This is a genomic window from Agrobacterium sp. 22-223-1, from assembly GCF_053522385.1.
Window position 1 is genome coordinate 39278 of sequence record NZ_JBNWCN010000008.1, and the last position, 13878, is coordinate 53155.

General features: G+C 57.1%; 11 protein-coding genes. 7 read left to right on the forward strand and 4 right to left on the reverse strand.

Annotated elements, in window-relative coordinates:
* Positions 1-57: 57 nt before the first annotated feature.
* Positions 58-831 carry a GNAT family N-acetyltransferase gene (locus ACQZ60_RS24280; protein WP_035262618.1) on the forward strand — a complete coding sequence of 258 codons (774 nt, stop codon included), beginning with the start codon at positions 58-60 and terminating at the stop codon, positions 829-831.
* 330 nt (positions 832-1161) lie between these two features.
* Here ACQZ60_RS24280 and ACQZ60_RS24285 read toward each other — a convergent pair whose 3' ends face one another.
* On the reverse strand, positions 1162-1710 hold the full coding sequence (locus ACQZ60_RS24285) for a TetR/AcrR family transcriptional regulator (protein WP_003504079.1): 549 nt from the start codon (positions 1708-1710) through the stop codon (positions 1162-1164).
* Positions 1711-1819: 109 nt separating this feature from the next.
* On the opposite strand from ACQZ60_RS24285, the gene ACQZ60_RS24290 reads away from it, so the two are divergent.
* The 5 genes from ACQZ60_RS24290 to ACQZ60_RS24310 all read left to right on the forward strand — a co-directional run bounded on the left by ACQZ60_RS24290 (position 1820) and on the right by ACQZ60_RS24310 (position 6643).
* On the forward strand, positions 1820-2608 hold the full coding sequence (locus ACQZ60_RS24290; RefSeq protein ID WP_087743005.1) for an SDR family NAD(P)-dependent oxidoreductase: 789 nt from the start codon (positions 1820-1822) through the stop codon (positions 2606-2608).
* A 57-nt stretch (positions 2609-2665) separates the two neighbouring features.
* A complete protein-coding gene (locus tag ACQZ60_RS24295; RefSeq protein WP_035262619.1) occupies positions 2666-3757 on the forward strand; it encodes an alkene reductase in 1092 nt (363 codons plus the stop codon).
* Between the two features lie 113 nt (positions 3758-3870).
* The gene (locus ACQZ60_RS24300; RefSeq protein ID WP_448736295.1) at positions 3871-4695 is read left to right on the forward strand and encodes an oxidoreductase; all 825 of its coding nucleotides are present in this window, start codon (positions 3871-3873) and stop codon (positions 4693-4695) included.
* 114 nt (positions 4696-4809) lie between these two features.
* Positions 4810-5607, forward strand: coding sequence for an alpha/beta fold hydrolase (locus ACQZ60_RS24305; protein WP_423742910.1), 798 nt, complete (start codon positions 4810-4812; stop codon positions 5605-5607).
* Positions 5608-5638: 31 nt separating this feature from the next.
* Positions 5639-6643, forward strand: coding sequence for an NADP-dependent oxidoreductase (locus ACQZ60_RS24310; RefSeq protein WP_448736296.1), 1005 nt, complete (start codon positions 5639-5641; stop codon positions 6641-6643).
* Between the two features lie 504 nt (positions 6644-7147).
* Here ACQZ60_RS24310 and ACQZ60_RS24315 read toward each other — a convergent pair.
* Entirely contained in the window at positions 7148-8137 is a 990-nt protein-coding gene (locus tag ACQZ60_RS24315) for a VPA1262 family N-terminal domain-containing protein (RefSeq protein ID WP_348603700.1), read from the reverse strand.
* 173 nt (positions 8138-8310) lie between these two features.
* Between ACQZ60_RS24315 and ACQZ60_RS24320 the strand changes: the two genes are divergently transcribed.
* Positions 8311-9636 carry a hypothetical protein gene (locus tag ACQZ60_RS24320; RefSeq protein ID WP_174070269.1) on the forward strand — a complete coding sequence of 442 codons (1326 nt, stop codon included), beginning with the start codon at positions 8311-8313 and terminating at the stop codon, positions 9634-9636.
* 536 nt (positions 9637-10172) lie between these two features.
* Here the strand turns inward: ACQZ60_RS24320 and ACQZ60_RS24325 are convergent.
* Entirely contained in the window at positions 10173-11642 is a 1470-nt protein-coding gene (locus tag ACQZ60_RS24325; protein ID WP_448736297.1) for an HlyD family type I secretion periplasmic adaptor subunit, read from the reverse strand.
* Positions 11639-13798: a type I secretion system permease/ATPase gene (locus ACQZ60_RS24330; RefSeq protein ID WP_448736298.1), complete on the reverse strand. Its 2160-nt coding sequence runs from the start codon at positions 13796-13798 to the stop codon at positions 11639-11641. Before ACQZ60_RS24330 ends, ACQZ60_RS24325 begins: the two co-directional genes overlap by 4 nt.
* Between the last annotated feature and the right edge of the window lie 80 nt (positions 13799-13878).

The following is a 13878-nucleotide window of genomic DNA, read 5'->3' on the forward strand; positions in this document are numbered from 1 at the left end:
ACGGCAGCGGCTCAGGAGCCTGTCTTGGATCCTCGGTTTTCAGAACGCATTTTCCCAATGCACGAAGACGCCATTGAGGCCGATGCCTTCGTCAGCCTGCACAGGCTTTCACCCGAACATCTCCGGGCTGAGGAGGATTTCGGATGCCTTGTCATCAACGGCGGATGCACGATCTCGTTGCCAAGCGCACCGGCGATCGGCCTAAATCGTGTTCTGGGGCTGGGCTCTGTCGAAGATCTGGACAAAGCATATCATTGGATGCGAGCAAAGGCGGGGAACCGCTTCCTGCAATTGAATGTGGACGCTGTCTCGGACGAGGTGAGAAACTGGATCCAGACCAAGGGGCTGCCCGAGCACAGTCCCGGATGGGCAAAGCTTACCCGCAGCGCGCCTTTTAGCAACCTCGATGCGCCGGTCAGTGAGCGCACCCGAAAAGTTCAAGGCGACGAAGCCCTGCTCTTCGGATCGATGATGTGCAAGGGTTTCAACTTCCCGCCAAGCCTGACCGCCCTCTGGTCCGCCATTGTGGGTAAAGAGGGCTGGTCGTGTTTTTTCGCTCTTGATGATGAAACGCCTATCGGCACCGGCGCCATGTACGTCTCGGGTTCATATGCGTGGCTCGGTGGCGGTACCACAGTCCCCGAGTTTCGGAACCGGGGCGTTCAAAAGGCGCTCATCCAGGCTCGCACCGACTACGGTATCGCACAGGGCGTTTTGACGTTCGTCGTCGAAACAGAAGTACCCTCGGCTGGCAAGCTCAATATCTCCTATGACAACCTCAGAAAAATGGGCTTCCAGCACGCGTACAACCGGAAGAACTTCAAGCTTTAGCACATCTGGCGATCTTCTTTCAGGCCAGCGGGTGATTTTCTGGATCGTCACACAAAAGCCTGTTCCTCAACGGTTTGAGGGCAACTACACCGCGTCCTGATCATCGCAGGTGATGATGCCTGGAGGTCTTCCCCGACGACATAGTGAACCGCCATCTCTCTTATGTTGCGCCTCAAGCCTCTATGCAGCACTCCGCTGGCCTCCCGCTTAGGGCGTAAGAGCGGAATAGTTACCGCTTCGCGCCCCCATGTCGGTCGTCACGTCAAATTCGATCGTTTCCTCGAAGCAGACGTAGATCAGGCACTTGAAATGCGCACTTCTCTGATGCTCCTAGCCGACATTTGCGTCGATCCAAGCGCGCGTCTGCTCAAGAACCTCGTCAGACAAGTCAGGATCGTCAACTGCCCTAGCGAGGATGACGGCTCCGATCATGGCCGCCCAGCTCCCGATCGCCGCGCGGCGGGCACCGGCCGAACCCCCGTCCGGAAGCGCCTGCTCAATACGTGCGACTTGGGAGCGCAGTCCCTCGGCCATGACGGCTTTCGCCGCGGGCGTCTGGTGACGAATGGCAGCCGCCAGGCCTGCCGTCGGGCATCCATTACCGGGATTATCCCGGTGACGCGGCGCCAGATAGGAGCGGACGAAATCGCTGAACCCGCCACCTTCAAAACTGTCTGCGCCGAGGGCGTGCGCAAGGGTCTGCGCCACCAGATCGTCTTTTGAGGTGAAGTGGCCGTAAAAGCCGCCATGGGTCATGCCGGCTGCTTTCATGACCTCCGCGACGCTTACAGCCTCGAACCCCTTGTCCTTAAACAACCGGCTGGCGACATCCAGAATTCGGCGTCGGTTTTCCGCCATCTGTTCTCGGCTGACCTTCATTTCAAAATTCTCCACGACGGCTGTTGACATTTACATGATGGTCATCATATTTAACTCAATCATGATGATCGTCATGAATATAAGGTCAGTTAGAGAAAAGAGCAATCCAATGAGCCAAATTCCTACAGTCCTGATCACCGGCGCCTCCACGGGCATTGGCGCAACCTATGCCGAACGCTTTGCACGTCGCGGACACGATCTGGTGCTGGTCGCCCGAGACGTGGTGCGTATGGAGACGCTTGCGAGCCGTCTGCGCCAGGAAACCGGTGTGACGGTCGTTACCCTCCAGGCGGATCTCACCCAGGCGACGGATCTCGCCAAGGTCGAGACCAGGCTGCATGACGATGCGCGCATCGGCATTCTCGTCAACAATGCCGGAACGGCGATCGGCGGGACCTTCATCGATCAGAGCATCGATGACATGACCAAGCTCGTTGCGCTCAACGCGACCGCACTTGTCCGGCTTGCCAGGGCCATCGCTCCGCGTCTTGCCGAGGCCGGTGAGGGTGCGATCGTCAATATCGGTTCGGTCGTTGGCCTTGCCCCGGAATTCGGCATGACGGTCTACGGCGCGACCAAGGCTTTCGTTCTTTTCCTGTCACAGGGACTTGCGCAAGAACTTGGGCCGAAGGGTGTCTACATCCAGGCCGTTCTTCCTGCCACGACCCGGACCGAAATATGGGACCATGTCGGCGCTGACGTCAGCAAAATGAACAACGTGATGGAAGTGGGCGATCTGGTCGATGCGGCCTTGGTCGGGTTCGACCGCCGTGAGCCGGTTACTATCCCGCCGCTTCCCGACGCCGGCCAGTGGGACGCATTCGACCTCGCCCGCAAGACCATGATGGCCAACTTCGGTAATGCACTGCCTGGCGAACGTTACCGTAACCCTGCCTAAAGCGCGTGCGCCCATCCCGATAGATGGCCGTTTCTGCGGCAACAATATAGGTAAATCATGATCGACAAGACACTTTTCGAACCCTACGCTCTCGGCGGCATCACCCTTGCAAACCGCGTCGTTATGGCGCCCCTCACGCGCAATCGCGCCGCAGCGGGCCTCGTGCCGAGCGATCTCGCCACGGAATATTATGCCCAGCGCGCAAGCGCCGGACTGATTATCACTGAAGCGACGCAGGTTTCCAGGCAGGCCCAAGGCTACCAGGATACGCCCGGCCTCTACACGCCTGAGCAGATTGAGGGCTGGCGCAAGGTTACCGACGCGGTTCATGCCAAGGGCGGACGGATCTTCGTTCAGCTCTGGCATGTCGGTCGCATCAGCCATGTTGATCTTCTTGGCGGTGACGCACCGGCCGCACCCTCGGCGATCCGTGCCGGGACCAAAACGTTCGTGAACAACGGTTTCGCCGACGTATCGGAGCCGCGTGCCCTTGAGCTTGATGAGCTTCCCGGCATCGTCAGCGATTTCCGCAAGGCCGCAGCCAATGCCATCGAGGCGGGCTTCGATGGCGTCGAGGTTCACGGGGCCAATGGCTATCTGCTGGAGCAGTTCGCAAAGGACGGCGCCAATGTCCGCACCGATGCCTATGGCGGTTCCGTCGAAAACCGCGCGCGCCTGATGCTCGAAGTCACCGCTGCGGTGGCGCAGGAAATCGGCGCTGAGCGCACCGGCATCCGGATTTCGCCAGTCTCACCCGCCAACGGTATCTCCTCCAGCGATCCCCAGACGCAATACAACTATATCGTCGATCAGCTCGATGCGCTCGGCATCGCCTACATTCATGTCGTTGAAGGTGCCACCGGTGGGCCGCGCGACGTCGCACCCTTCGATTACGGATCGCTGCGCGGCCGCTTCAGCAAGACGTATATCGCCAACAATGGCTATGATCTCGACCTTGCGACTTTGCATCTGGCCGATGACAAGGCGGATCTCATCGCCTTCGGTCGTCCCTTCATTGCCAATCCGGATCTCGTGGAGCGACTGCAAAGCGGCGCGCCGCTGGCTGAGATCAATCCGACGACGATCTACGGCGGAGGTGCTGCGGGTTATACCGACTATCCGCGCTTTACCGACACTTCGGGCATTTGAGCGATCAGGGGTCTCATTTCGGTGCGGCCCCTGTGATGCCGATCATCATCACCAATCCCTGACAATCAAAAGCAGCGCGGCCGGATGTCGCGCGCCAGATCGAGAAGAACGCTATGGCGACCGTTGCATCAAAAGAACAGAAGACTGCATTCGTGACCGGCGCCTCCAGCGGTATCGGCAAGGCGGCGGCATTGGCGCTTAGCCGCGCGGGCTACCGGGTGATCGGCACAAGCCGCAAGGCGGCACCCGGCGAGATCCGCGATGGCATCAGAATGATCGCTTGCGACGTGACCTCGGACGCTTCCGTTGCCGCCGCCGTGGCTCTGGCACATGTGGAACTCGGCCGCATCGACCTACTCGTCAACAATGCCGGCTACGCCGTATCCGGGGCCGCGGAGGAAAGTTCGATCGAGCAGGTTCGCGCGCTGTTCGACACCAACTTTCTGGGCGTCGTGCGGGTGACGAACGCAGTCCTTCCGATCATGCGTCAGCAGGGTGCTGGACGGATTCTGAACATCGGTTCGGTCGTTGGGCTTATTCCTGGTCCCTTCGGCGCGTATTACACGGCAAGCAAACACGCAATCGAGGGCTATTCCGAATCCCTGGACCATGAGGCGCGACCGTTCGGTATCCGGGTCGCCGTCATCGAGCCATGGGCGACGAAGACCTCCATCGAAGCCAACTCACCGCAGGGCGACCGCCCGGTTGCCTCCTATCGCGAGGTATTCGCCCGCTACCAGGCCGCGTTCAATGCAGCGATGGCGGCTGGCGACACGGCGGAGGATGTCGCAGCGACCATCCTTGCGGCAGCGCAGGCCCGGAAGCCGCGGCTGCGCTACCCCTCTGGCAAGGCTGCCCGACAGACCTCGTTTGCCCGGCGTTTCCTGCCGCGTGCGCTGTTCGATCGCATCCTGCGCAAGCAGTTCAACATCGCCTGAGATTATCCATTCACGTACCGGCCCGCGTGCGGGCAAGGCAGAGCCTTCATGACCTACGCATCGATCAAGACTGCATCGACATATCGCTACCGCGATGCTCCCAACCGCTTCATCATGGCAGGCAACATCCGCTTTGCCTATCGCGAGCTTGGCCCGCGCGGCGGCGTTCCGCTGGTTCTTCTCAATCACTGGGGCGCCGTGCTGGATAATTTCGACCCGCGCATTGTCGATGGGCTTGCTGTCTCTCACCATATCATTGCGCTGGACTATCAGGGGATCGGCCTTTCCAGCGGAACGGCGCCAGTCACGATCGATGAAATGGCCCGCGATGTCATCGCCGTCATCAGTGAGCTGGGCTTCGCCACGGTTGACCTCATGGGCTTCTCACTTGGCGGCTTCGTCGCTCAGGATATTGTGCTGAAAGCGCCCGACCTGGTGCGCAAGCTGATCCTCACCGGCACGGGACCTGCCGGCGGAACGGGTATTGCAAGGGTCGGAGCCGTCTCCTGGCCTTTGATCATCAAGGGCATGCTGACCTTGCAGGACCCCAAGACCTACCTGTTCTTCACGTCGTCAACCAATGGCCGCCGGGCAGCGAAGGACTTTCTGGCACGCCTCAAAGAGCGCCAGATCGATCGCGACGAGGAGCCGACACCACGCGCATTCCTGCGCCAGCTTAGCGCCATCAAGACCTGGGGCCGTCAGACACCGCAGGATCTGGGACGCATCCACATTCCCGTTCTCGTGGCCAACGGGGACAATGACATCATGGTGCCAACATCCAACAGCCGCGATATGGCGCGGCGCATCCCCAACGCCAAACTCGTGATATACGAGGATGCCAGCCATGGCGGGATATTCCAATACCATGCCCAGTTCGTACCGAAAGCCCTGGCTTTCCTGGCTGCCTGACCTGACACTCGTTTCACACTGGAGAAAACCCGTGAAAGCCTTCGTCGTCGACAAATACAAGAAGAAGGGCGCGCTTCGTCTGGCCGACATGCCCGAACCTCAGATCGGTGCCAATGATGTGCTGGTTCGCATTGAGGCCACAGCGATCAACCTTCTGGATTCCAAGGTGCGCGATGGCGAGTTCAAGCTGTTCCTGCCCTATCGTCCACCCTTCATTCTCGGTCACGATCTGGCCGGAACGGTCTTGCACGTCGGCGCCAATGTGCGGCAGTTCAAGGCGGGCGACGAGGTCTACGCCCGTCCGCGCGATCTCAGGGCAGGCACCTTTGCAGAGTTGATTGCGGTCGATGCCGCAGACCTCGCGCTGAAACCGACAAGCCTCTCCATGGAGGAAGCCGCCTCGATCCCGCTGGTCGGACTGACCGCCTGGCAGGCGCTGGTCGAAGTGGGCAAGGTCAAGCCAGGCCAGAAGGTCTTCATTCAGGCCGGTTCCGGCGGTGTCGGCACGTTTGCCATCCAGCTTGCAAAACATCTTGGCGCCACCGTGGCAACCACCACCAGTGCCGCCAATGCCGAGCTTGTCAAAAGCCTCGGTGCGGATGTGGTCATCGACTACAAGACGCAGGATTTCGAGCAGTTGCTGTCCGGTTACGATCTGGTGCTGAACAGCCAGGATGCCAAGACGCTGGAAAAGTCGGTGAATGTGCTGAAGCCCGGCGGGAAGCTGATTTCGATCTCTGGACCCCCGGACGTTCCCTTCGCCAAATCCCTGAAACTGAACCTGTTCTTGCGGTTCGTTATGCGGATGCTGAGCCGGGGCATTCTGAAAAAGGCAAAGAGCCGCAGCGTCGACTACTCCTTCCTGTTCATGCGCGCGCAAGGGCAGCAATTGAGCGAGATCGCCAAGCTGATCGACGCCGGCGCCATCCGTCCGGTCGTCGACAAGGTGTTCCCTTTTGCGCAGACGGCTGACGCCTTGGCTTATGTCGAAACCGGGCGCGCCAAGGGGAAGGTTGTTGTTGCCTTTGCACAATGACCGTCTCGCAAGCAGGCAGGTCGTTCTTTTCGAAGGATGATGTCCGCTTCGATGGCTCATGGGACAGGAGTGGACATTCTCCTCGCGGCCCCATACCGGCCATCCTTCTCGTAGACAGTTGACGACGATGATTGCGGTACAGTTTTCTTCGGACTGACGGCATCGAGCGCTTGCCGAAGGAAGCGCAGTCGGGTCGTTTCCGGATAAGCGCGCCGAAACAACCGACCCAAGATGCTCTCGATCTCATCCTCATTCGAATGGCTGCACGCAATCATCTCGCCGATACCGATCAGAACAGCGCCATGCTCTGGCAATTTGCCCGAACGCACACGATACCTGACAAGGCGCGTCAGAACCGAGCCATCGCTCTTCCAGAGCCCTCCGCCTTTTCGCAGCAGTCCTGTAACATAAGCTCGCTGTAGATGGTTGGCGTCTCCCGTGCCTTCGCGTCCCATCAGCCAAGCGACGGCTCTGAGGACACCGGGCGCGAGCTTTGGATCGGCTCTATCGTCCGTCATGGGTTGACCCGGAAATGTCCCGCCCTTTGGTAAGTCCATCGATGTAGAGCGCTGCGTCACGCGCCGCAGCCCCCTCCAGCCTCGATATGCAGAACGGCCATTTGCCTGCCATACGGTTCAGGCTGTTGGAAAGTAGATAGACCTCACGTTCGCCCTCGTGAGGCGTAAGCAGAAGATAACGGTCATGGAATGCCTGTCGCGGTCCATCGACCAGGTTGAGGACCGTTAGTCGACGGGCGGCATTGGGAATGCCGTCGCTTCGAAGGTCTCGCAGCACCGTTTGCAGTTCATTGAGCAGGTCTGGATTTGGTTCGTTTGTTTCCGGGTCGGATGTGAGCAGACTTGTGACGACGGTCAGATTGATGTCCAGACTCTCGAGCCGTAAAATGGCCCGCTTCAGCGTATCGATCCCGAAGTAAGGATCGACGATCGTGCCGGCGCTAACGCGCGCGCCATCCAGCAAACTATTGAAGTGAGCGATGACGCCGACTTCCTCTGAAATGCCTCGTTGAAACCAGCGGTCGCTGCCTGATGGGGGCACTAGCCTATGCGTAAGCGCCCGCATGGTGGTTCGGTGGATCTCGAAGGCCGTATCGTTTTCCGCGCCGATCATCGATCGGTTCGTGGATCGCGTCCGAACTTTAGATGCGCGGTCTTGCAATTCCGATCCGAGTCCCTGCGCCGAGCGAGTCAACGGGTCGTTGATAGCGAGCGTTGGTCCCATCGCAGACATGTTGAGACCGATACGGAGAAGAAGCGAATGCTCCTCGAACTGGATCAGCATGCCTGACGGATCAAAGACAGATATCTTGTAATGATCGAACGGGACCGCTCTCACTGTCTCCGACACCGCAGGCCGTAAGGCAGTCAACTTGGAGAAAACCAGCTCCGCTCCGAGTTCCAGTTCGACATGGACCGAGCAGCCCTCACGATCTGCTGCCCTGGCACATTCGGTTGAAGGCCTCCCTGCCATCATTGATACTGGCAGATGCACGTGTCAGGTTGTAAGTCGCAAGGGGCAAGCTTTTTCCAATCATTTACGAATAAAAAGGTCGTCGATGCCTAATAGGCGGAGTTGCATGGCCACAAGCGTTACTTATTTCAAGGGTTCTCTTGATGCCTGTATTCTCTCGGCGGCGTCTCCAGCAGATGCTTGATGATCTTTCGGCTTATCTCGATCAAGAAAAAGCCCGCGATCTCGTTCAGAGGCTCGAATCGAAGAAAGTCGATCAGGCGCTGCCAGGCGAAATGGAATTGGCGATATTGTGGGCGATTTCGAACACCGGCGACATCGTCATCGAGCCGGAGTGGTGGGGTGACAACCGGCGGCCGGATGCTGTCTCCGAGACCATTGTGTTGGGCACGCAGGTTGCTGTTGAAATCGCGGCGGCCACGGATAATTCGATTTCGCCAGAAGAGGCGATGGATCGCGTTGCTCTTTCCATTGCTGAGTTCTGCAACCGGCTGTCGAAGGGAGCAGGCCATCACTTCTATTTTCGTTTCGGCGAGACCACAAAACGCCTCGAGGGACGAAGCTTTCGACAGGTTCTGGCTCCTTCTGATTTTCAGTTGAGTGAAGAGCTGGGGAAGAGGTTGAGGGAATGGGTACGCGAAGATCGATTTAAGTCAGAGAAAATCACTCTAAGTGAGCCAGGGCTTTGGGTGGAGGTGGAATGGAAAAGCTATCGCCAGATCCGATACCATAACATCTGGACATCCTTGCCGCCCCAGGCTTATTCGCTCGAAGAGAACCCGCTTTTCGCGCTTCTTCGCCGAAAGGCAGATCAACTCCGCGCGGCGACAACAGGAACAGTCCGCGTTATCGTCGTCGCTGATGTTGGATCAACCCTTTTGAACCGCGTGGGTAAGATCGGGGAAAATGATCCGGGAGGACGAAATTTTTCTGCGCGGCAGATCATTCACCGCTTTGTCCAATTACACAGCCGGAAGATTGACGGCGTCGTTGCACTGAGTCCGAGAACGGAGCTGCGAATGGGGAGTAGCGAACGAAAATGGGTGGCTCGGGGCTTCTATACCGAGACCGGCGAAAATGCGTGTGTGGCGCTTGTGAAAATCCTTGAGGCCTTGCCACTTCCACGTTTCGCTGGATATCAGGCTAGGTCGTTATTCCGTCAGGGCTGTTTTTCACCGAAGGCAATGGGATGGTATCTGGGGCTAAGCATGGAGAGTAAACTTCGAGATAGGAATGATCCGAATAGCGGGCGACAGGAAAGCGTGAGAATTCCTGCACGGATGTTCTTGGATCTTATGGCGGGACGCATCACCGAGGCACAGTTTCGGTACTTCCTCGGTGAAAGAAATGGTGAAAAAAATTTCCTCGCCAATTGGCTCGACAAGGGCCTGACAATCTCAGGTGCGGAATTGGCGCCAAGGAATCTGGACGAGGAAAACGATCACATAATCCTTCATTTCAGTGATGATCCAGTTGCTCGCCCGTTAACAGTGAAAGGATAGACTTAGCAAAGGGGAAATCTCGTGCGCGGGTAAACTGGCACCAAATCGGTCAGTTCGTCACTTGAGGTGGATGTCCGAGTTGGGGCACAATGGACCAAGTGGAAATGATTTCCGCAGATGCGCTTATTAACTAGCTGAATTTGCAAGTCTCCATAGAATCAGGCCCCCACAACCAATATCTTCAAGACTGTCAAAGGGCTCCGAAACAACGCGGAGCCCTTTTTGCATTCGATGTGGTTGCTAAACCCTCGACATAAAACACAAAATCCAGAATTAACAGGTGCAAAGCCCCGGGGGTAACTGGTGCGCCAGTGGGGTGCGCTGTGGTGCTTATTTGCCGGGAATGAAAACAGAGATAGCCTATTTTTTAGGCAAAATTACCACGACTTTCCTTACGCCTTGATGCAAAGTAGCCAAGCTCTTCTTTTTTAAGAAATTGCCTCTTCTGTGAAAAAAGCCCTTTTCGACGTTATTGCGCCGTTGTCCTGAACTACAAATAAAACTTCTTCATGAGAGATAATCGACGTGCTTTGACGTCATCTTTCCTGCAACATTTCCGATGCAATCTGAGCAACCGGTGACCAGAAATAGTCGATGATCCTTCGTTTACCGGTCTTGATTTCAACGGAGACGGCCATGCCGGGCGAAAGTGGACGCATCATGCCGCCAACTTTTATCTCAGTGACATCGAGAGTAATCGTTGCTGGGTAAACTAGGTTTTGCAGCCTTTGCACGTTCCCGCCCGGAACGACGCTCCTGAATCGCGGAGCGGCCTGTTCTTCCATGGCTTGAGCATCGGGATTTGGTATGGCGTCCTTGGCTACCGATTTAACTCGTCCTGTCAGGACGCCATAACGGGTGAATGGAAATGTTTCGACCTTGATGACGGCCGTTTGCTCGGGTTGCACGAAGCCGACATCCTGGTTTGCAAAAAACACCTCGATTTCCAGGGGCAAATTTGAGGGGATGATGCGCATGATTTCTGTCTCCGCGGAAACTACCTGCCCCGTCGTGGTGATCGAGGATGCCTGGACCATGCCGTCGGAAGGGGCATATATTGCAGTCGCGGCGAGACGTTTTTCCGCCTTCACCAGTTCCTGCTGCGTTTCATCCATCTGCCGGGCGAGATCACCCATTTTCTGAATGTTGTCGGCAATGAAAGTAGAAAGTACCTTGTTCTTTTCGGTTTCAGCGACATTGAGACTTGCATGGGCTTCAGCAAGCTGCCCGCTATAGGCCGAGAAGGTCGCTTCTTCTTCCTGCAAGGCCTGTGTGGCATCCAGGACATCCGATCTCCTGCCAGCCGCTCGCTCAACGAGGCCTGATTGCATTGAAACACGTTGGGTTAGTGTTGCTATCAGGTTTGTCTGCGCGCGTGCCATTGCGTCCAGGCGACCGATCGATGCCGATTGTACCCGCGCCTGTGCAGCGAGATTGCCCATCGTCTCCTTGAGCTGCAACAGGTTCGCCTTCAGGATCGCCGTTTCACGATCGCGAACATTGGGTGGGGTGTTCTCCGCAAATCTTGGCGCGACATTGGTGACGATGTCAGGTCCTGCATTCCAGTCGTGTGCCTCGACGGTGGCGAGTTCCCCCGTCCGCCGGACGTGTTCCGCTTGCAGGGACTGAAGTGTCATTCGCAAGCGCGCTTCTTCCGCCTTGACTTCCACATCGTCAATCTTCACCAGCAGATCGCCAATCCTCACCTCTGCGCCATTTACAAAGGGAGCCGACACCACGCGTCCGGACAGCGTTGACTGGACGATCTTTACCCGACCTGAAGGCTGCACTTTTCCCTGCGCGGTTGCAACAACGTCGATCCTGCCGACAAAGCTCCAGGCAAGTGCGGAAGTCGCGACGACGCAAATGAACCAGATGAGCACATAGCGGATCGGGGAGGCGGGTTTTTCGATAATTTCAAGGGCAGCGGGAAGAAAGTCGCTGTAATCTGCACTGACCTTTATCCTGACTGTTTTTGCAGTGGCAGGCCGCGCCTTTTCCCTCATTGGTTTGACCCCATCTGCAAGTCCCAAAGATGTTTGTAGAGGCCGCTGTCACGTGCAAGCAAATCATCGTGGCTACCCTCTTCAACAATCCTGCCATCAGCCATGCCGATGATGCGGTTACAGTTTCGAATGGTTGCAAGCCGATGCGCAATGATCAACACCGTGCGGCCCTGCACGATGTGGCGCATGTTGGTAAGGACAAGTCGTTCGCTCTCATAGTCGAGAGCGCTGGTTGCCTCATCCAGAATGAGGATGGGTGGATTAACGGACAACGCACGTGCGATTGCCAGCCTTTGCCGCTGTCCGCCGGAGAGATTTGCGCCCCGCTCCTCAATGACGGTGTCATAACCCTTGGGAAGTTTGGCAACGAACTCATCGGCTCCGGAAAGGCGGGCAAGATTGATGACGGCCGCACGCGACATGGCGGGATTGGCGATACTGATGTTTTCGTGGATGGTGCGATTGAACAGCATATTTTCCTGAAGTACGACGCCAATATTGGAGCGAAGCCAGGCTGGATTGACATGGGAAATATCCTGCCCGTCGACCATGACCTGGCCGCTGGAAGGTAGATAAAAGCGCTGCAGAAGTTTTGTGAGCGTCGACTTTCCCGATCCCGAAGGGCCGACGATGCCGATCACTTCGCCCGGACGCACGGACAGCGAAATGTTCTTGAGGATCTCGGGGCTATCACTGGAGTAGCGGAAATTCACGGCTTTAAACGAGATGGCTCCCTTCGGAGCCGGCAGACTGATGGGGATCGTCGGCTTCGGTTCCTCTGGTGCATTCAAAACATCCGACAGGCGATCAATGGAGACCTGAACCTGCTGAAAGTCCTGCCAAAGCTGCGACAGGCGCAGAACCGGCTGAAACACCTGACCGGCGATCATGTTGAAGGCCACGAGCCCGCCCACGGTCAGTTCATTGTCAATGACGGCCTGTGCGCCGAATAAAAGCAGGGTGGCGGAGGTGATCTTGTTGACATATTGAATGGCCGTCTGGCCCTTGGTTGCCAGCATCGTCGCAGCAAAAGACGATTGCACATAGGCCGCCAGCCGCTCTTCCCATTGTGCGGCCACGACGGGTTCGACTGCCGCTGCTTTCAGGGTCTGCATGCCGATAATGGATTCGACGAGCAATTGCTGGCTGAGAGCACCTCGGTCGAATTTTTCATCGACGCGATGTTTAAGGGAAGGGCGGATGATAAATCCGATCAGGACGAAAAACGGGATCGAGGCGACGACGATCCAGGCGAGTACCGTAGAATAGGCGAACAGCACCGCGATGAAAACGACGGTGAAGATGAGATCCAGGACCGAAAACAGCGCCTGTCCCGTCAGGAAATTCCGGATCGTTTCAAGTTCGCGCACACGGGCGACAGTCTGGCCGGCAGCTCGTGTTTCAAAATAATTCAGTGGTAGATTCAGCAAATGCCGGACAAGCCGGCGTCCGAGCTCAACATCAATCCGGTTGGTCGTGTGTGTGAGTGCGTAAGTACGCAGATATTGCAGCACGACGTCGAACAGGCCGATAGCGACGAGGCCGACGATGAGAACGGTCAATGTCGAGTAGCTTCGGTGCGCCAGCACCTTGTCGACGACGACCTGAAAAAACAGCGGCGAGACGAGGGCGAAGAGTTGCAGGAAAAGCGAAGCGAGAAAGACGTGAGCAAGCGCGCTCCTATAGCGCCAAAGCGACGGGAGGAACCAGGCAAAACCGAAGCGCCGCTGGAATGCGGAAACATCGGAAAATCCCCGCTGAAGAAGGATGAAGTTGCCGGATGTCAGCGACAGCAGTTCCTCAAGAGCAACTGAGCGGCTGATAAAGCTGACGGGATTGACAAGCCGATAGCTATTCTCCTCCGTTTTGCCTGCAAAAACGGCGAAACCTCCATCGGTAAGGATCGCGATGCAGGGTGTCGGGATCACTTTCCCGATAGAAAAGCGCGCTTCGCGAATGGGCTTTGCCTTAAGGCCCACACGTTTGGCGGCTCTCAGAATATCATCGCGAGTCGCGGCCGTGGTGAGAGCCAGTTCCCGCGACAGCTCTGCCGGATTGCAGGATATCCTGAAAAATGCGGCAACCGCAGCCAGAGACGCGAGTCCGGAATCGGGCCCGGATGTGGGAGAGGATGAATTTGGTATGCCTATATCCATGATCGATCGAATTATGGTGGGATTTGCCCGGTCTGCAAAATGCGCAGGAGGCATTCCAGAAAAATGGTGCCGCGGTTTGC